Raw genomic sequence first — 19,916 nt, forward strand, 5'->3', positions numbered from 1 at the left:
ACAGTTCAGTTTACACTACCAATTCTGGGCGGAAAGGATTTATAAGGGATCATTAATGGATGATTTTTCCGTGTTTCATTGATATTGTAATTTTTAACATTCCTTTTTAACTCACTGTAATACGGCTATAAAAATTATTTATAAAATAACCTTTATACGTACCAAAACATTTTAGATCGTTTGATGTTATTTGGAAGATTACAAACGACCCTATTATGAAAATAGTCCTTTCATCGATTTCTCTGATTTTTTTTTCATTAGCGCTGTTGACAAGTTGTTCATCCTTAATCAATACTGTTCAGGTACAGACCTTGACTAAGAATTATTGCATGCCAAATGTTACCTATCAATCCATTCCAGTGCAACAAATTTCTAATTCTGATAGTCTACAACTTGTAAAGCATTTCTCTCCACATAATTTTGTTCTGATTAAATACCTCAACCTATCACGCTCAAGTACTAGATTATGTAAATAGTGATGATGATTCTGCAAGAAAACTTGTTGCCAAACAGATGATGACTGAAAAATATATGTTGTTTGAGTCCGAATTGAATGCCATTGCAGCGGAACTTGATTGTAATGGCGAACGTATTGATAAGCTCGCGAACTACATAGATGGTCTTAATGCAAAGAGTCAGACTCGACTTACCGTAGCTTCCATCCTTTTAGGTGCAGTTACGGCTGTAACCGCAACGACAGTAAACAACAAGGAGCTCAATAATGGACTTAGCATTGCAGGAGGTCTGGGTACAGCTGCCTTAGGATTTATGACATTAAATCCTAAAGGGAAAAAGATCCGGATGACCCTGCAGCGTAATATGCTCGAAAGTATATGGTATCAAAATAATAACGCACAGATTTATCCAAGTTCCATTTGGGGCATTATATCTGAGAAGAATTTTAGTAATTCTAAAAATCTCTCTTTAATCGAGACAACTCGCCAACGTTGGTTGCAGTATGGCCTGGATGATCAGCAGGAAAGTTCATTGGAGGAACTCTACTTTAGAGATGGCGGGGTGTTTGCAGCTGAGGAGCTTCATGATCTGGCGAATATGCACAATGAACTGCAGGCGACCATTCGATCAATTCAACAGGATATACGAAGTCTTATGCTAAGCATAACGTCGCTAAATTAATTTTTATTAATTTTATATCGAAATATTCATTCAACACGATTATAGAATGTGCTCATCTACTATATTTATTTTTTTTAAATTTTTAAAATTTCGGTTCTTTGCTCAGCCTCGTCCTAATCGTGACGCAGTGAAATTAAGCAGCCGTTAGACAATAGTATATGATGTTATTTTGAGGAAAGCCTAATGAAAATATTCTGGAAAATCGTTCAATGGTTGGTGCTTGCGGGATTTGTTGCTGTTGTCGTTTTTATAATGAATAGCTATCGCTATCTAATCTATGCCTTTATAATTACTTCGTTGTTCTATTTTCTATTAAGAGATGTAATTGCCCGCAAATTAAGCAATTCAGACATTAATAGGAAGGTGCGGTATGAGATCAACGGAAAGCCCGTTAGCATGTCAATGAGCAAGCTCAGTGCCTTTGTCACTTTGTTATTCATTATTTATGCCCTAATCGTAACGGTCTTTGCAGTAAGTCCGTATTTGGATCGGAAAGAATTTAGGATGACTCATCCAAGTTGGACTGCAGTAACCCCAGTCATTCGAGATCTAACAAGTAATATACAACGTGGGAGGACCAAATACGTTTATATCGATTTGGAATACCAATTTACTGCAAACGGTAGCTCGTATGAACAAAAAGTTAAAAAGGCTGAAAAGCGATTTTCATATTTTCCAATTTGGGGTGATCGGAGTTTTGAAAATATGCGTGTGGAATTGTTAAATAGGGCGAATCAGAAAGATAAAGCAAAAGAAACTTTATTGTTTTATGACCCACACAACCCCAATCAGCAGCGTTTTTTTTTAGCAAACGATGCCTTTTACCCACAGGGCGCATGGCTGTACGATCTGTTGTTTGTATTCTCGATTATACTGTTAATCATTATATGTATTTCGATGGCTTTTAGCTTAAAAAAATAATTTCGGCATGAAAAAGACCACCAGGGGAAATGTAGTTCTCTAATTTATATTAAATATTAACACCGAAAAGATAACCTACACCGGCAGAAAGGGCCATAGCTATTGTTCCCCAGACTGTTATGCGTATTATCGCTTTCTTTATACTTGACCCGCCCGTTTTAGCAGCTATAGCACCCAAAAGGATCAAAAAGAAGATTGTAAATCCATAAAGCCAATATTCCATTCCAGTAACGGGGGCAAAAAGAATAACCAATAAAGGCAAAATACCTCCAACTGTAAACGAAGCTCCTGATGCAAGTGCAGCCTGTATGGGCTTTGCCTGACTAATTTCATTTATGCCAAGTTCGTCTCGGATATGCGTAGCCAATGCATCTTTTTCTGTAAGTTCAATCGCAACCTGCATGGCAGTTTCTTTTTTTAATCCGCGCCGCTCGTAGATCTGGGCAAGAATCTGCAACTCCTCTTCAGGCATTTCCTGCAACTCTTTTTTTTCTCGCTCGATGTCGGCCATCTCGGTATCTGTCTGCGAGCTTACCGACACATATTCACCTGCGGCCATTGATAAAGCACCCGCAACAAGCCCAGCAACTGTTGCCAGTACAATCGGATCTCGCGCAACACTGGCGGTAGCTACACCAATGGCCAAACTGGAAATAGAAATAATACCATCATTAGCACCTAGAACAGCAGCCCTGAGCCAGTTACTACGGTGGATGTAATGATTGTCGAGATAATTATCAATTGTTATCATACATTATTATATTGGATGCCCAGCTCCATTTTAGCTTTCCGGTTCAATAATTGGATCTATTTCTTATAAAGATACTGAATTAAAAACACTCAATTGTATTTTCGGTCAACATTTAAAACAGTAATGAGCCAACCATTTTATAGTATTCGATGTTATTAGACAGGCATACGTGTTAGAATTATTTTCTCAAACAGGTATTCGTAAAGTAAGGTAAAAATAAAGTCACGATATATGTATTTCAATATTATATTTTGCACAACATAATTTTATTTGTAAATTTGATTTACAAATCGAGGTTTTAAACAAAGTAAAAATCACTAAATATAAAAAACATGAAAGTACTATTTGTAGTTACCTCCCATGATGATTTGGGAAATACAGGACATAAAACAGGATTTTGGGTGGAAGAATTTGCTGCACCTTATTATTCTTTTAAGGATGCTGGGTTTGAAATAACTGTGGCCACTCCAAAGGGCGGACAAGCTCCAGTCGATCCAAATAGTGAGGTTCCGGATGCGCAGACAGCGGCTACCGAGCGATACTATAAAGATAAGGAAGTACAGGGCATTATTGCGAATACACAAAAATTGAGTGACCAAAAAGCTGGCGATTTTGATGCTGTATTTTATCCTGGAGGTCATGGACCGCTTTGGGATTTGGCAAACGATAGCGATTCTCAACAGTTGATTCTTGATTTTTACAATAGCAAAAAACCTGTAGGAGCAGTTTGTCACGCTCCTGGAGTATTTAAAAATGTAAAATTCGAGAATGGTGAACCATTTGTTAAAGGTAAAAACGTAACTGGGTTTTCTAATAGCGAAGAAGCTGCTGTTAAACTGACAGAGGTTGTGCCGTTTCTTGTAGAAGATGAGTTGAAAAAATCGGGCGGTCATTATACCAAAACAGATGACTGGGGTGTGCATGTAGTGGAAGATGGTCTTCTTATCACTGGACAGAATCCAGCATCGTCAGAAGCTGTGGCGGAGAAATTAATTACACTCCTTAAAAGATAATTTATAGACTATGTAAAAGGCAGTTTGTACTGCCTTTTATAATTTAACGGCAGCGCGCAACTGCTTACTATTCGTAAGGACAATATGCACGCACTACACCTATGCCGGACAAAGATTTTGAAGCTGCACAAAATAATAATAAAATGAAAACTGAAATTCAAAAGAAGATAAAAGACGTATTTGAAAAACAAAAAGACTTTTTCAGAACGCAGACTACGAAAGAAATTACGTTTCGCAAAATGCAATTGCAAAATTTCCGTAAGGTATTTACGAGTTATACTGACGCAATCTGTGAGGCTTTGAATATCGATCTTGGGAAAAGCAGGGTAGAAGCGGAATATGCCGAAATTCAGATAGTACTCAATGAGCTTGACGATATGATCCAAAATATGGAAGAATGGGTAAAACCGACCTTTGTCAAATCAAAACCGCATACCTCAGGAGCTGAAGTCATTAGCAAGTATATTTACGAGCCCTACGGTGTGAATTACATCATCGGTCCGTTCAACTATCCGGTTCAGTTGACTTTCAGTCCGCTCATTGGCGCCCTTATGGCGGGAAACACAGCTATTATAAAACCATCTGAAAACACACCACATGTTGCAAAGGTAATTGAAGAGATTGTGAAAGAAGCGTTTGATGAAAAATATGTTGCCGTATTTCAAGGCTCCATCGAAGAAAATAGCTTCTTATTGACTCTACCTTTTGATTATATCTTTTTTACGGGAAGTCCAAAGGTCGGTAAAATCATCATGAAAGCTGCCGCTGAGCAGCTCATACCGCTTACATTAGAGTTAGGTGGGAAATCTCCAACGATCGTTCATCACGATGCTAATCTAGAGAAAGCTGTTCAGCGTATTTCTTCAGGAAAATGGATCAATTGCGGGCAGACCTGTGTAGCGCCCGATTACATCTATGTACATGAATCCGTCAAAGATGCGTTTATAGACCATTTTAAGTCTTATTTAAAAACAACTTACGAAGATAAATCATTAGGGAAAATTGGAAAGATCGTAAGTCAGCATCAAATCAAAAATCTAGCTTCTTATCTTGATGCGGCACCTGAAAAAGTAATCTATGGAGGGAATTACGATCTTGATACACGTCATTTCGAAGCTACACTAATGACGGATATAAATTGGGATGATGCTGTGATGCAACAGGAAATATTTGGGCCAATACTGCCTATCCTGACTTACATTGATATTGACGAATCAATAAATGAAATTAACTCCAGACCAAAGCCTTTGGCACTCTATGTATTTTCGGAAGACCAAAAATTTGCGGAGGATGTGATCGCTAGAACAACAAGCGGTGATGCCGAAATTAACAGTACATTGATCCACGTCGGTTCGCATTATCTTCCTTTCGGTGGAGTCGGCACCTCGGGAATGGGTAAATACCATGGTAGATTCAGCCTGGAGAATTTCAGTCATCAGCGATCAATTCTCCAAGTTAAGTAAGTTATAAATATGGAATTTTACATGAACAACTTATCCATGAATAATGTTGATTGCATGCTTGAATAACATCGACTGCAAAATTCTTTAAAAAAATCCCTCACGCAGTATAACAGTTGCACAATTTTTGTTTAACTAAATTGAACTATTTGATCATATCTTAGGTTAGTTACTTAAGGCATTTTGCTCAGTCAATTTATTGGGTTCCTTAAAAGAAAATATGAAAACTGTTTTTATTCTAGAAGATGAGGTTGGTATACAGGAAGTGCTTGAACTTCTTTTATCATCACAAAATTATAACGTAGTAACCTTTTCAACCGTAAAGGAGTTTAACTGTAGGGAGATGGATATTCAGCCGGATTTATTTATGCTTGACGTGATGTTGCCTGATGGGCTCGGAACCGAGGTGTGCCGAGAACTTAAATGCGACCCAATAACATCCAATGTACCGGTATTATTGATGAGCGCCCACGCTAAAATTATGAAAACGGACGATCCACATAGCGCTGATGATTTTATGAGCAAACCATTTGACATCAACGATGTTATTTCAAAGGTTGATAAGTTGACCGCACTCCAGGCATAAGACTGACTGAAGATTATAATGCTATTGCGCTTAATAGGGGAGTGGAAGGCTGAAGGAAAAGACGGTACCTTCATTCTGAACACTCTCTACGCGTATAGTTCCATCATGAAGTTCTACTATTTCTTTACATAGATAGAGTCCGATACCCAGGCCCGCAGTTCCACCAGTGCTAATTTCCTTCACCCGATAATAACGTTCAAATATTCGTTCCTGATCATCCAATGGAATGCCTTTTCCATGATCCCGAATACTGATATTGATATTTTTACCATCCACAACATAATCTGTAATTATCGTCGACCCCACAGCAGAATATTTTATGGCATTGCCAATCAGGTTATGGATCACCTGTGCTATCTTTTCTCGGTCCGCATATATATCCACAGCCCCAGAAGATTTAAAAATAAAATTATGGGTTTTGGCTGTAACGCGAATCTCTTCTTCAATTTCTGAAAACAACAATTTAAAATCAAAAGCTCTTTTATCCATATACATCATACCCGATTCTAATCGCGACACGTTGAGAAAGCCATTAATCATACTGGTCATATAGTCAACTTGCTTTATAGATTTCCCAAGCATATTTTGCGGCGCAGCCTCTTTTGTATGAAAGTCCATCTGCTGTAACATTTGAAGATAGGCCTTAAGCGATGTTAGAGGTGTCTTTAGCTCATGACTGACCATGCCCATGAAATCGTCCTTCCGCTGTTCCTCTTTTTTTTGCTCTGTAATATCTCTAAGCGTACCGTTGAGACTCAATGGAATACCATTTTGATCATAGAACACTCTTCCATTTGCTTGAAGAAGCCTTATTTTTTTATCAACCTTATTTTTAATCTTATATTCTACAAAATAATAGCCATCCGAATCTGTACTAACGGCGTATTGAATTGCAGCAATCACGCGATCTCTATCCTCTGGTAAAATCACCGATAAAGCCTGGTTGAGGTCCACATTTTCATTTGTTGAGAGGCCAAACCACGTCTTGAGCATTGAATTTCCAGAAAAATGGTTTGTGGCGATCTGATAGTAGAAAGTCGCGAGCTCACCCGCTTCTATCGCCAGCGCGAGCATCTGCTGATTATTCTCATTCCGTCTTCTTTCCAAAACCTGTTGAGTAATTTCTTCGAGGATAATAAGCACACCTGAAATATCGCCATCTTCTGAAAATATAGGCTGATAAACGGAATTTACGATCGCTTCTCTCAAGCCGTCTTTGTGGCGCAGTTTCACCGTGAATTCCGTATTAATTTTAGGTTGTCCGGTTTTGTAAACCTGCTTAATCCAATCGTTTACGGGTTGCCCCTGAAGCTCCGGACGCGCACTTTCATGCGGAAGTCCGATTATTTCTGACTCTTTGCGCCCCCAAATCTTGAGAATAGCGGGATTGGCAATTTCAATGAGATGTTCGGGACCATTTAACATGGCAATACCCACAGGCGCCTGCTCTATGATTGCTCGGATATACTCCCGACTATCTGCAAGCTGCTTTATATAGCTATTGAGTTCTTCATTAGTAGCAGTAAGTTCCTCAAGTGTAGCAGCCATCTCCTCATTGAGTGCCTGCTCTATTTCTTCTTTCTGCTTTATCTGCCGCAAAAACTCCCGGCGTGAGGTTACTTCGAGTGCGGTATTTAAGATACACCATGTTTTCTGATCTTGGTCAACGAGCGCTCTATATTCGTAATCAAAATAATCCAGTGTTTCCTTTCCGTTTTTGATCAATACGGCAGGCGCCTCAGATACAGCATACGTTTTTCCGGTATGCCACACTTCTTGTAGAAGTTTTAGAAACGGCTGTCCTTCGAGTTCGGGAATAGCTTCCATTAAAGGTTTGCCGATAACAGAAGATTCTTTGCCCCAGAGTGCCAACATACCGGCATTCGCAAAGCGGATAATCATATTTTCGCCGGAATATATAGCGGTAGGTGCAGGGGAGGAAGCTAAAGCCTGAATAATTAATTCAGCACTAAAGGAATTATCAAATGGGCCTTCGGTTGGGGAGTTCATACACCAGCAAAAGTATGGAAAAGATAATTTATATCCATGTATAATCGTACTAAAATGCGCTCTATATTTTGTCAAGAAACTTAATAATAGCTATCGTCCGAATTTTCTGATTTTATCGTATCGGTCTATCTAGATTGCGCATTTTTGATCGATAACATTTAATGCGATATTTCCGATTTCTTCAAAATGAGACTAAGTTCCTTTATTTTCTTTGATAGAGTTTGCCTTTCAGTATTGGATTTGATTAGGTTAATGGCCTGTTTGTAATGTTCAATAGCTCTTTCAATGTTCACGTTGGAATACAGGTAACCTAACAATTCATGATAATAATTGCTTTCAACTAAATTTAACCTTTTGGCTACAGCAATGGCCTCTTCGTTGCCATAAACTTTGGCAAAAGCAAACGTTCGGTTTAGTGCTGTGATTGGTGAATATTCAATTAAAATAAGTTGGTTATAAAGCTTTAAAATGTAATGCCATTTGTTTTTATCGGTCGTTGTAGTATGCCAATAAGCAATTCCCGCTTCGAGATGATATTTTGAAAGTTCGTTACCTGTTGTTGCATTTATCAGATAATAATTTCCTCTTTCAATAAGTGATTTATCCCACAGACTTTTATCTTGCTCGTCAAATAAAACAGCCTCGTTTTTATCATTTGTGCGCGCCATAAGCCGTGAACTTTGAAAACACATAAGAGCCAATAAAGCATTGCATTCAGGTGTGTTTGTCAATGGATTCTCCGTCAATAACAATGTGAGTCGCGTTGCTTCCGAACAGAGATCTATTTTGATTTGCTGTTTGTCTGATTTAGAAAAATAGCCTTCGCTAAACAACAAATACAATGTTCTTAAAACCATGTCCAATCGTAAGCAAATATCGGTTTTTGTTAAACTTTTAATTTGAAAATTATCTTTTCGAAGATTTGCCCTTCCTCTTTGTAGTCTCTTCTTAATGGTTTCTGATTTTGTCAAAAACGCATTTGCAATTTCTTCAATGCTAAAACCGCAAAGAATCTGAAGTGCCAGGCAAATTTGGCTTTCATCTGAGTTTACAGGATTACACACCGCAAAAATCATCGCTAATTGACTATCGGAAACCATCTGTGAATCAAATTCGAAATTGGGTTCAACTTGAAAGTCAGGCTGTATTTCGTTTTTAATTTTTATTTCAAAAACCAATAATTTCTTGAAGTAGTCTTTGGTTTTATTCTTCGCAACCACATAGAGCCAGGCCCTTGGATTTTCGGGTATTCCGTTGACGGCCCAATGTTGCGAAGCTTTTAAAAATGTATCGCTGACAATATCTTCTGCAATTTCAATATGCTTTAAACCAAAACTACGACATAAAACCGCCGTCATTTTTGTATACTCCAGGCGAAATAAATGAGGTAGAAGCTCCATGGTATAGAATTTTGTTACACACTCCATTAAAATATACAAAACTTTCCAACAAAAATGCTGTTGGAAAGTTTGCTTGGATTTCTCTAATCACGTTTTACAACTTCTCGAACTTCAATGCTTCCACCCACTTGGGTAAAAATTGGATTGTCTTTCGCTATTTCTACCGCTTCGTCAATGTTATCTGCTTTCACAACAATATAACCGCTGATAAATTCTTTAATTTCTGTATAAGCCCCATCTGTTATCACATTGTTGGGCTTCACCGTTTTCGCACTTCCCTCAAATGGTAAAAGTGTGTTGCCCTTATCCACCAATTTGTTTTGTGATGCAATTCCAGCTAACCAATTCATAGGTTCCTGCATTTGTTCAGGAGAAGGTTTGAAGTCTGAAATGTCCTTTAATCTAAAAATTAATGCAAATTCTTTCATATATTTAAAGTTTTTATTATTTGCAGTTAAGACGATCGATTGACTAAAATAGGGACAATCTTGTGCTGATTTTAATACTAGAATATCAAAAAAAGCGCTTATAGCCAAGTTTACTTATCTCTTTGTAACCGCATTGTCAAATACAGTGCTATTCACAATAAGGACTTAAAAATTCCGGTGAAAGATTGATTTGATCATGAAACCGTGCTATAAAATAGGCAAAAAAAAGCAGATAACATACCTGCTACCTGCTGAACTTAATTTAACGAAGTGTTTAAGCTTCTACTTAATTATGCGATGCGCACATTAACTGCGTTAATGCCTTTTTTTCCATTTTCGAGATCAAATGTTACGGCGTCATTTTGACGTACATCATTCAGTAGACCTGATGAGTGGACGAAAATATCCTGACCTCCATTTGATGGTGTAATAAAACCAAAACCTTTAGTTTCATTGAAAAATTTTACTGTTCCTTGTTGCATTATATTTATTATTAAATTATATTTTACCCAAATTCTCCCTGCGTCTGCGAGTACTTAATATATAGCGCTAGGCATAAAGCAGTTAAATCAAATTGTAAACAAAAAATGAGGATGGTATTTTAATCGTATTGAAAATATCAATTTGAAGAAAGGAACTTTACCTGATCTGCTGATAACAAAAACTAGCGGCTGAAAAAGCGAAGACTGATAAGATGGAGTAAACTCAAAAGTTCAGAAGAAGCGATGGCAGAAGCCTGATTATTTCACTAAGGTACACAATGGTTTTAATAAAAACAAGTTATTTGTCTAAAAATATTTTCCTTGAACTATGGTCGTAACACTACTTCCCTAATATCTTTTTCCGATGATTCACACCCCAGTTGTGTAGCTCTTCAATGACTTTTTGTAACGTAAAGACATAATCAGTGGCCGTATATTCTACCAGCACTTGCGACTCATCATAAACGGTACGTTTGACGAGCTGGTGTTCTTCCAGATCTTTTAGTTCTTTAGCAAGTACCTTTGAAGAAATTTTCGGAATACTTCTTTCTATTTCTCTAAAACGTTTGTGGCCACTCATAATGGAAATAATGATGAGGATTTTCCATTTCCCGCTGATAACGTCAAGGGTGTCACGAACGGTTAGCATTCTCGCCATACAGTCGGATTCGGTGCTTTTTGGAAATTGATCTTTCATTTTACTTACTTTAAGGTAACTGCTTACTTTAGGGTAACTGCTTACAAAATGTAAGCAAATGTACGTATTTTTGATTTATAAAAATCTATTTCAACAATTAAAGTAAATTAAAAATGACAAAACAGAATGATTTTTCCCAGAATCCAGATGCAAGAACAAAACGTAGCTATTGGATCATCACCGGTATTACCATGGCGTTAATCATCCTGCCATCCTACTTCGCGCCACGAGAATACCTCATCCAGACGACGAAAAACTTGCAGTTTCCAGATTATTTCCCACTTGAACTGGATATCTTAAAAATCGTGGGAGCCATCTTCATTCTCATTCCAGCTATCCCGACGATGCTCAAAGAATGGGCTTATGTAGGTTTCGGCATTCTATTGCTTTCCGCAAGTCTAGCACATGGTATTGTCGATGGGCTGGCGAAAGGTATTGCCCCGCTTATTCCGTTTGCATTGTTGGCTGTATCTTATTATTATTTCCGTAAACTGAACTATGAAAAATAGTACACTAGCGGTACTATTATCCCTGCTCTTCATTATGACGTTTGGTCAGGAAAAGAATCAAATGCAATTAAAACAAATAAAAAATAGGACGATGGAAAAAAAATGAAAATAGAAATATGGTCGGATATTATGTGCCCTTTCTGTTACATCGGAAAGCGTAATTTCGAGAAAGCTTTAGCTCAGTTTCCCCATAGGGACCTGGTAGAAGTAGAATGGAAAAGCTTCCAGCTTGACCCAGCCATACCCGAAACACCTAAATATCAAAACGATATGTATATGTTTGTGGCCGACCGGAAGGGATTAAGTTATGAGCAGTCAAAAAAGGGGCATCAGGATCTGATCGAGTATGCTAAAACTGTAGGTCTTCAATTCAACTTGGATAAAGCATTGGTCACCAATTCAATGAAGGGTCACCGAATCATACAGTTTGCTAAAACCAAAGGTTTCGGTGAGAAAGCTGAAGAGATTTTATTTAATGCCTATTTCACAAAAGGCAAGAATCTTAATGATCAGAAAACACTGGTCGAACTTGGACAAGAAATCGGTTTAACGGAAGGCGAGATCAATACTGCACTGACAGACCCTATCTATATGCGAAAAGTAGCACATGAGGGCCAAGAAGCACAGAAATTAGGCGCTAAAGGTGTTCCTTTTTTCGTAATCAACAGCAAATATGCCATCGCTGGTGCACAACAGCCCAATGATATTTTACAAACCCTTGAAAATTCTTTCTTTGAGTGGCGGAAAGAGAATCCGCAGGCAACATTAGAAGTAATACAAGGAAAAAACTGTTCAATTGACGGCGAGTGCAATTAAAAACCATAAAATACATTCATTAAATCAGTACAAGTGAAAACAATAGCAATAGTTGGAGCAGGCGCTGGACTGGGCCTCTCCATCGCAAAGAAATTTGGTGAAAATGGTTTTCGGATAGCCCTTACTGCAAGAAATCAGCAAAAGCTGAATGACCTAGTCAGCCGATTGAATATATCAGGAATCGAAGCAGCGGCTTTCACGGCAGATATCTTGGATAAAGCTCAGATCGCATCTGCCTTTGATGCTATCAAAGAAAAATACGGTTTCATAGATGTTCTTGAATACAGCCCAATACCAAGTGTCCATAATTTGGCAGCAACTTTAGATGTTAATGAAGAAAATGCACTTTATCAATTTCAATTCAATGTGCTTGGTGCAATTTCATCCATCCGTGAAGTGCTTCCGGATATGTTGGCTAAAAATACAGGAGCGTTATTATTCACAAACGGAGGTGCTTCATTTTCGCCTGTACCCATGATGGGTAACGTAGGAATAGCGATGGCTGGTCTTCGCAATTATGTTCTTAATCTGAATACCGAGTTATCTGGAAAAGGTATTTACGCAGGTCATATCGGTATTGGTATTTGGATGCAGGAAGACTCCGCTGTACAGGACAAGATCGCATATATATGGTATGATATGTACATGAAGCGAGACAGAGCTGAAGAGTATATTTCCGAAGATAAGGTGAAATGATTCGAATTACCTAATAAAGCAATTGAGTAGGCTGATTTTTCTTGATCTAGATCAAGAAAAAAAATCTTGTAATGTGATAAATTTAATCTAACAAAAAGATAATACAATGGAAATAACAGCCGCATTAGTAAAAGAAAAAGGTGGAAAATTCGAATTGGAAAAAATAACGCTACAAGAACCTCGGCAAGATGAGGTACTAGTACGAATTGTAGCAACCGGAACTTGCCATACTGATATGGCTGCAAGAGATCAACAAACGGGCGCTACTCCTTTTCCCATCGTATTAGGACATGAGGGTGCTGGAATTATCGAGAAAGTAGGAGATGGTGTGAAAAACCTTAAAGTGGGTGATCATGTTGTTTTAACTTTCGGTTTCTGTGGAGAGTGCTACACATGTCAGCGTGGTAAACCCACTTACTGCGAAAATTTCCCGGCTTTGAATTTTGGGGGAGCACGTATGGATGGCTCTCATAGTCACCAACACAACCAACAAGATATTTTCGATAATTTCTTTTCTCAATCCTCGTTTGCAACATACGCAATAGCAAATAAAAGAAACGCTATAAAAGTTTCTGAAAAAGCGCCGTTAGAATTATTGGGACCGTTAGGTTGTGGTATTCAGACTGGGGCAGGAGCAATCATCAACTCGTTGAAAGTATCTCCGGGAAAATCAATTGTTATCTCTGGTGCCGGCGCTGTCGGATTGGCTGCTTTGCTGGCGGCAAAAGCATGCTCGGCTGCGGAGATCGTATTAGTCGATATCAATCAAGAACGTCTAGATTTTGCGTTGAAACTCGGTGCAACCCATACCATTAACAGCCGTAATGAGAATGTGGTAGAATCTTTACAAAAGATTTCCCCGAAAGGATTTGATTTTGGGTTTGACACCACCGGTCGTAATGATGTTATTAATAATACCTTATCGAGTTTGAAGTCCTTGGGACAAATGGGTATTGTTGGTGTGGCTACAAAGCCCCTTGAAGTTGAAATGAATACATATGTACTTAAAGGAATTAAGTTGATCGGGATTGTAGAAGGGAACAGTGTACCGACCGAATTTATCCCAGAGATGGTAGAGATGTATCTGAATGGACAGTTCCCATTTGATAAATTAATTAAGAAATATAAATTCGAAGATATCAATCAAGCTATAGAAGATTCAGAATCAGGAAAGACCATTAAACCAGTAATTCTTATTGGTGAGTATAAAGGGTAATCAGCAAAGGGATAAGTCAGTAGCATTAAATGTTACTGACTTATCTATTAAAAATATTTATGTCCGTAGCATCATTTATTTATGGGTCAAAATCGTTAGGGTGAGAACTATTTAAAGCATTATCGGTTTATAGCAAATAAATTGATTACATTTGTTTTATTGATCTTATCGTATGAATTCTCCCAAAAATATTGATTCTGAGTCATTGCTCAGTGTACTTTTTCACTCACCCAATGCCACTGCAGTCTATCAGGGAGAAGACATAAAAATAATGACTGCCAACCTAGCAATGCTCAATTTTTGGGGAAAGGATAGATCGGTTGTGGGTAAAAACCTACAAGATGCCGTTCCCGAACTTAAAGGACAGCCTTTTGTTGATATTCTCAAAGGAGTTTGGTATTCTGGTAAGACTTACATTGCAAAAAACTGTTCCGCATTTCTTCAAAAAGATGGTGTACTCCAGGAATTTTTCTTCGATTTTGAATATAAAGCGATTTTAGATCAAAACGGTAAAACTGCATATATTCTTCATACTGCTTCGGAAGTATCAGAACGTATGAATGCCTTAAAACTTGCAGGTGAAAAGTCCCTTGCGGAAAAAAATCTCAACGAAAAGCTTTTGGCCATAAATGAGGAGTTTAAAGTAGTAAATGCCGATCTGCTATCTAAAAACGAGGAACTCATCACTTCAGAAGACAATCTTCATAAACTATTTTCGCTGTTGCATGAACAGCAACAGCTTTTCCGCATCATGATCGAGCAGTCCCCCGTAGCTATGGCTACTTTGAAAGGCCCTGACTTTATTGTGGATGTTGTAAATCAGCATATTCTTGATATCTGGGGCAAAGATCGCTCTGTATTAGGGAGGCGACTCGCTGAGGCATTACCAGAACTGAAAGATCAGCAATTCCTTGATATTCTGAAAAATGTTTATGAAACTGACGAACCTTTTTACGGAAAAGAACTCAAGGCCCTGCTTACTGTCGACGGAGAAACGCTGGAACGCTATCTTAATTTCGTTTACCAGCCTACGAATGGTCTCTCAAAGGAGGAGAAGCTTATTCTTATTGTTGCTACGGATGTGACAGAACAGGTCAATAGCAGAAGAGCAATCAATGAAATAAATACCCGACTGGAAATTGCGATGGACGCCAGCAGATTAGGATCTACCGAGGTGCAGCTAGCTACGGGGAAGATGCAGAGCACGGATCGGTTTAAGATGAATTATGGATTTATGCCGGAGGAGGATTTTTGTTATTCGGATCTTTTTGAGGCAATGTATCCGGAATATCGTGACAGGGTAAAAGAACTGGTGCAGGAGGCGATTCGCACCAATGGAATCTATAGCACAGAATATCCTGTCAAATGGCGCGATGGCTCTACGCATTGGATTCAGGCCCATGGACGTCCTCGTTACAATGATTTGGGAGTCGCAGACCGCATGGTAGGCATGACATTGGATATCACAGATCGAAAGCTTTTTGAACAGCAGAAAGATGACTTTTTAAGTATTGTGAGCCACGAGTTAAGGACTCCAATTACAGTTTTAAAAGCTTCCCTGCAGTATCTTGAACTTTTAAAGGATAAACCTTATAGTAATATCCATTCGAAAATGATCAACCAGTCCTTAAGAAGCGTGGAGAAGATGAACGATTTGGTTGCTGAACTATTGCAAATTCGCCGCCTTACCGAGGGACAGCTTGAAATCAAAAAAGATTGGTTTAATATGTTTGATCTTCTTCTGCGTACTTGTGACCATGTCTGCTTTGAGGATGAATATCAATTGGTTGTTTCGGGAAATCAAACTGCGAGGGTATATGCCGATGAGCATAGGATCGATCAGGTTGTTATCAATTTTGTCAATAATGCAATTAAGTATGCGCCGATGTCGAAAGAAGTCCATCTAAATGTCGAGGTATTGGAAAATCAATCCGTAAAAGTCTCTGTCCGTGATTTTGGCATAGGCATCGAGCAAGAAGCCCTGCCTAAATTATTTGACCGATATTACAGAGTAAGTCATTCGGGTAAAGAATATTCTGGATTAGGACTTGGTTTATACATCTGTTCTGAAATTATCAGAAAACATGAAGGCCAGATAGGAGCCCAGAGTGTTGTTAATGAAGGAAGTACATTTTGGTTTATCCTACCGAACGGCAAGTTATCTGATTAGATTTCTACTATAATTCGCCTTCTTATTGCTTGTTTCATGAAGATTATTTATTAAAATCTCACCTTTACACAGATCAATTTACTGCGATAAACCGTCCTTTCTCATTTTTAGAAATTCTTTGTTGTAGAATTAACTGTAGCATCCCTCTTGGTTCCAGTTGTATATTGCGTATAAAATACTTTAACTAATTATCGGGAATCAATCTTTTACCTAAACGATTTGGGATCTGTCCGAGCATTTTCTGACAAGAACACTTCATCATTACTAGTTGTCCGTTTGTCATTTATTTTTCTTAGTCCTTTGCGTTTCTTATTCATTTGTACATGAAAATAACGGGACTTACCAATAAGTTTATCAGACTGACAAAAATGCTTTTAAATATCAAATCCCTATTGACTATCATGCTTTTCAGCTTTGTAAGCCCTCAATTGGTGTATGCTCAGATTCCAGATTATGTCATCCCTGAAATAAAAGGGAACACAATTGAAAAGACGCTGGTTGTTTTTATCACTGGCGATGGTGGATATAACAATTTTAGCAAGAGCTTATTGCGCTATTTTGAGCGAGACGGTTTCGATAGGTTGATCCTCGATTCAAAAAAATATTTTTGGAAAAAGAAGACACCGAAAGAAGCAAGTCAAGATTTTGAAAGATATATTCAACTGTATCTAGAAAAGTCTAAATGTGATAATATCTATATCATCGGCCACTCTTTTTCTGCGGCAGTACTTCCGTTTATAATACATCACTTCTCGGCTGCTCTGCAGAAAAAAATCAGGCATGCCACCTTTCTTTCTCCTGATCGATATGCAAGTTTGGAAGTGACATTATCCACCATGCTTAATTTCAAACAGAAGCCAAATGAGTATGAGGTTCTTCATGAAGCGCTCAAATTGAGATCTATTGCTTCCACCTATATATTTTGTAAAGAAGGTGAGGAGGAATTAGCATCCTTGTTTCAAAAATCGGGATTATCCGTAGCCCGGTTAGACGGACCTCATAATTACAACAGAAATTTTCACGCAATTTACCAGGCAATCAAGCTCACTAAATAAAGCTTGCAAACCAAATGATTATTAAAAAATAAAAACATTTTAATGAATTTTATGCGCAACTACCTCGTTTTCCTTTTTTTATTTGCTATTTCATTCTTGTCTGCACAGGAACTCATAACCGGAAAAGTTGTTGATGCCAGCAGCGGTCTAGCAATAAGAGGTGTTACCGTCAAACATATGCAAAGCGGCATTGCAAGCAGTACCGATCAATCGGGTAATTTTAATCTGCAGATTTCCGCCTTAACAGGAACACTATCCATTAGCTCGGTTGGTTACACAAGCCAGACGATGCCTGTTTCGCAGCTTACTCCAGGGAAATCCATAACGATCATACTTTCAGAATACAGTCAAAATCTGGAAGAGGTAGTTATCAACGCACCGAAAAAGCGGTACAGAAATAAGAACAATCCAACGGTCGACTTTATCAAAAAAGTAATCGAAAAACGTGACGAAAACAATGCGCTTAAAGGTGCGGATCAGGTTTTTTCAGAATATGAGAAACTTTCAATGTCATTGGGCATTCTCAATGAGAAAACTGCCGACTCCCGTCTACTGAAAAAGTTCACTTTTCTTAAAGCTGGGCTTGATACAGTAAAGTTACCGGGACGATCGCTTATACCGATTTACATGAATGAAAAGCTTGGAGCTAGAACGATATCCAATAGCCAGGGTTCCTTGTACACGTTGAGAGGTGAGAATCAATCGCGGGTAGATCAGTTTATCGATGAGGACGGAGTAGACGAATATTTAAATAAAATCTATGGTCTCAGCGATGTGTATGAAAATGATGTAGCCATTGGTAACAGACGTTTTTTAAGTCCTATCGCCACCTTTGCGCCTTCTTTTTATAAGTATTATAACATGGATACAATCAGCGAAACATTGCCAAAACAATTAAAAATTCGATTTGTACCTCGTAATGCCCAAGATGCACTATTTTCAGGATACCTATATATCGATCTAGACGGTAGCTATGCACTGCGGAAAGCAGAGCTAACCCTAAGTGATGCGACCAACATCAATTGGGTGAAGAGCCTGCAGATGGACTTTGATTACAGTAAAAATAGAAATAGTAAGTATTTTCTCAATAAAAGCGTGACTAAAATTGACCTTGGTTTATTTCAAAAGGGCATGAACCTATTTGGAGAGAAAGTATTGATCAGAACGCTCGACGAGCAAGCACAGCTTGCATTACCACCTTCGGACAATAGTGAGTTAGCCAAACGAAAAAATAGGACCAACGTGAACTGGGACCTTGTACGTCCGGTAAAGCTAAGTACCCTTGAAAGTAATGCATTCCGTAATATTGATAGCTTAAAGAATTCGCGATCATTCCGCAATTTAATGTCGGTCGGTGCTATTGTTACGTCCGGTTATATTGGGAAAGGATTGTTTGAAATCGGGCCAATTCCTTCATTTTACAGTTTCAACCCAGTGGAGGGAAACCGATTCAAATTTGGAGGAAATACGACTGACGAATTCAGTAAACGGCTCGTTTTTGAAGGTTATGGTGCTTACGGATCTAAAGACCAGAAATTCAAATATAACCTAGGTGCTATATACTCCCTCAACGGCGAGTCGGTATACAAATATCCCGTTAGTTCAATCGCTGTCAGGACTACACGCGATATCCGTGTGCCGGGACAAGATCTCAATTTTTTGGACAACGATAATTTTCTGCTCTCTTTTAGACGCGGTATTAATGACCGGATGATCTATTTTAACAAAACCCAGGTCGAGCTCCACCACGAATTTGACAATCACATATCGTTTAAGCTCGGGTTTAAAAAAGAAACGTTAACTCCAGGGGGCAAACTGATGTTTCCATTAAATACTAATGAAAGCCATATGGACAACATCAGCACGGTGGCCCTCACCGGAGTATTCCGTTGGGCACCGGGTGAGAAGATTTATCAAGGCAAGCGTTTTCGTCGAATAATAAATACAGGGAAACCTATTTTCTCTCTATCCGCAGAAGTTGGGATCAAAGGATTGATCGGGGGACAGTATGATTATCAGCGCTTCATTTTTGCTGCCAATAAAAGAATTTTTATGTCGCAGCTGGGATTTTCGGACGTCGTTTTTGAAAGCGGCATTCAATTTGGAAAAGTACCTTATCCGTTGATGATGATTCATCGCGCCAATCAGACTTATGCCTATCAAGCCAACTCCTTCAACTTGATGAATACATTGGAGTTTATGAGTGACCGCTACAGCTCCCTGCAATTTCAGCATGGATTTAATGGTTTTATCCTAAACAAGGTTCCCCTATTGAAAAAATTGGATTTAAGGGAGTGGCTTTCTTTAAAAGTATTGTATGGACATGTAAATCCTGAAAATAGGATGAATAATGGAGAATTTGGGACCTCCAATTTCACGCCCGGTTCCACGCCTACATTATTTGGATTAAATAGGGGACCGTATGTGGAGGGAAGTGTAGGGCTGGGTAACATTTTTAAAATACTGCGTATTGATGTCGTGAAACGTTTTACCTACCTGGACAATCCGTCAGTTTCGAAATGGGGAATCAGGGCAAAAATTGGAATTGATTTTTAAACTTTTTTCATTC

General features: G+C 38.4%; 18 protein-coding genes. 12 read left to right on the top strand and 6 right to left on the bottom strand.

The features are described 5' to 3' along the window. The first annotated feature begins 513 nt into the window (after positions 1 to 513). Both B2W36_RS08435 and B2W36_RS08440 read left to right on the top strand, forming a co-directional pair. Positions 514 to 1,137: a hypothetical protein gene (locus tag B2W36_RS08435; RefSeq protein WP_293887425.1), complete on the top strand. Its 624-nt coding sequence runs from the start codon at positions 514 to 516 to the stop codon at positions 1,135 to 1,137. A 183-nt stretch (positions 1,138 to 1,320) separates the two neighbouring features. Continuing rightward, positions 1,321 to 2,058 carry a hypothetical protein gene (locus B2W36_RS08440; protein ID WP_293887427.1) on the top strand — a complete coding sequence of 246 codons (738 nt, stop codon included), beginning with the start codon at positions 1,321 to 1,323 and terminating at the stop codon, positions 2,056 to 2,058. 49 nt (positions 2,059 to 2,107) lie between these two features. On the opposite strand, the gene B2W36_RS08445 is transcribed toward B2W36_RS08440, so the two are convergent. After that, positions 2,108 to 2,809 carry a VIT1/CCC1 transporter family protein gene (locus B2W36_RS08445; protein WP_293883328.1) on the bottom strand — a complete coding sequence of 234 codons (702 nt, stop codon included), beginning with the start codon at positions 2,807 to 2,809 and terminating at the stop codon, positions 2,108 to 2,110. Positions 2,810 to 3,141: 332 nt separating this feature from the next. Between B2W36_RS08445 and B2W36_RS08450 the strand changes: the two genes are divergently transcribed. The 3 genes from B2W36_RS08450 to B2W36_RS08460 all read left to right on the top strand — a co-directional run bounded on the left by B2W36_RS08450 (position 3,142) and on the right by B2W36_RS08460 (position 5,868). Then, complete coding sequence (locus B2W36_RS08450; protein WP_293883330.1) at positions 3,142 to 3,822, top strand: type 1 glutamine amidotransferase domain-containing protein; 681 nt, start codon at positions 3,142 to 3,144, stop codon at positions 3,820 to 3,822. A gap of 143 nt (positions 3,823 to 3,965) precedes the next feature. Next, a complete protein-coding gene (gene mdlD / locus B2W36_RS08455) occupies positions 3,966 to 5,285 on the top strand; it encodes an NAD(P)-dependent benzaldehyde dehydrogenase MdlD (protein WP_293887429.1) in 1,320 nt (439 codons plus the stop codon). Positions 5,286 to 5,502: 217 nt separating this feature from the next. Continuing rightward, positions 5,503 to 5,868 carry a response regulator gene (locus B2W36_RS08460; RefSeq protein WP_209579570.1) on the top strand — a complete coding sequence of 122 codons (366 nt, stop codon included), beginning with the start codon at positions 5,503 to 5,505 and terminating at the stop codon, positions 5,866 to 5,868. A gap of 30 nt (positions 5,869 to 5,898) precedes the next feature. On the opposite strand, the gene B2W36_RS08465 is transcribed toward B2W36_RS08460, so the two are convergent. From B2W36_RS08465 to B2W36_RS08485, 5 genes are all read right to left on the bottom strand, one after another. Then, positions 5,899 to 7,878: a PAS domain-containing sensor histidine kinase gene (locus tag B2W36_RS08465; RefSeq protein ID WP_293887430.1), complete on the bottom strand. Its 1,980-nt coding sequence runs from the start codon at positions 7,876 to 7,878 to the stop codon at positions 5,899 to 5,901. Between the two features lie 158 nt (positions 7,879 to 8,036). Next, positions 8,037 to 9,278 (bottom strand): RNA polymerase sigma factor, encoded by a 1,242-nt coding sequence (locus tag B2W36_RS08470; protein ID WP_293883341.1) that lies wholly within the window; start codon positions 9,276 to 9,278, stop codon positions 8,037 to 8,039. 83 nt (positions 9,279 to 9,361) lie between these two features. Next, positions 9,362 to 9,706 (bottom strand): YciI family protein, encoded by a 345-nt coding sequence (locus tag B2W36_RS08475; protein ID WP_293887431.1) that lies wholly within the window; start codon positions 9,704 to 9,706, stop codon positions 9,362 to 9,364. Positions 9,707 to 9,996: 290 nt separating this feature from the next. Then, positions 9,997 to 10,188: a cold-shock protein gene (locus B2W36_RS08480; protein ID WP_209579577.1), complete on the bottom strand. Its 192-nt coding sequence runs from the start codon at positions 10,186 to 10,188 to the stop codon at positions 9,997 to 9,999. Positions 10,189 to 10,528: 340 nt separating this feature from the next. Then, on the bottom strand, positions 10,529 to 10,846 hold the full coding sequence (locus tag B2W36_RS08485) for a winged helix-turn-helix transcriptional regulator (protein WP_293887432.1): 318 nt from the start codon (positions 10,844 to 10,846) through the stop codon (positions 10,529 to 10,531). Positions 10,847 to 10,998: 152 nt separating this feature from the next. Here B2W36_RS08485 and B2W36_RS08490 point away from each other — a divergent pair, with 152 nt between their 5' ends. The 7 genes from B2W36_RS08490 to B2W36_RS08520 all read left to right on the top strand — a co-directional run bounded on the left by B2W36_RS08490 (position 10,999) and on the right by B2W36_RS08520 (position 19,903). Beyond that, a complete protein-coding gene (locus B2W36_RS08490) occupies positions 10,999 to 11,394 on the top strand; it encodes a DoxX family protein (RefSeq protein WP_293883349.1) in 396 nt (131 codons plus the stop codon). A gap of 102 nt (positions 11,395 to 11,496) precedes the next feature. Beyond that, positions 11,497 to 12,210 carry a DsbA family oxidoreductase gene (locus tag B2W36_RS08495; RefSeq protein ID WP_293883351.1) on the top strand — a complete coding sequence of 238 codons (714 nt, stop codon included), beginning with the start codon at positions 11,497 to 11,499 and terminating at the stop codon, positions 12,208 to 12,210. A 33-nt stretch (positions 12,211 to 12,243) separates the two neighbouring features. Continuing rightward, complete coding sequence (locus tag B2W36_RS08500; protein WP_293887433.1) at positions 12,244 to 12,906, top strand: SDR family NAD(P)-dependent oxidoreductase; 663 nt, start codon at positions 12,244 to 12,246, stop codon at positions 12,904 to 12,906. 106 nt (positions 12,907 to 13,012) lie between these two features. Next, entirely contained in the window at positions 13,013 to 14,122 is a 1,110-nt protein-coding gene (locus B2W36_RS08505; RefSeq protein WP_293887434.1) for an NAD(P)-dependent alcohol dehydrogenase, read from the top strand. Between the two features lie 172 nt (positions 14,123 to 14,294). After that, positions 14,295 to 16,292 carry a PAS domain-containing sensor histidine kinase gene (locus tag B2W36_RS08510; RefSeq protein WP_293887435.1) on the top strand — a complete coding sequence of 666 codons (1,998 nt, stop codon included), beginning with the start codon at positions 14,295 to 14,297 and terminating at the stop codon, positions 16,290 to 16,292. Positions 16,293 to 16,615: 323 nt separating this feature from the next. Next, positions 16,616 to 17,347 (top strand): AcvB/VirJ family lysyl-phosphatidylglycerol hydrolase, encoded by a 732-nt coding sequence (locus B2W36_RS08515; RefSeq protein ID WP_293887436.1) that lies wholly within the window; start codon positions 16,616 to 16,618, stop codon positions 17,345 to 17,347. A gap of 51 nt (positions 17,348 to 17,398) precedes the next feature. Further along, entirely contained in the window at positions 17,399 to 19,903 is a 2,505-nt protein-coding gene (locus tag B2W36_RS08520; RefSeq protein ID WP_293887437.1) for a DUF5686 and carboxypeptidase-like regulatory domain-containing protein, read from the top strand. Positions 19,904 to 19,916: the final 13 nt, after the last annotated feature.

This window comes from Sphingobacterium sp. UBA3549 (assembly GCF_002376635.1).
Lineage (GTDB): Bacteria > Bacteroidota > Bacteroidia > Sphingobacteriales > Sphingobacteriaceae > Sphingobacterium.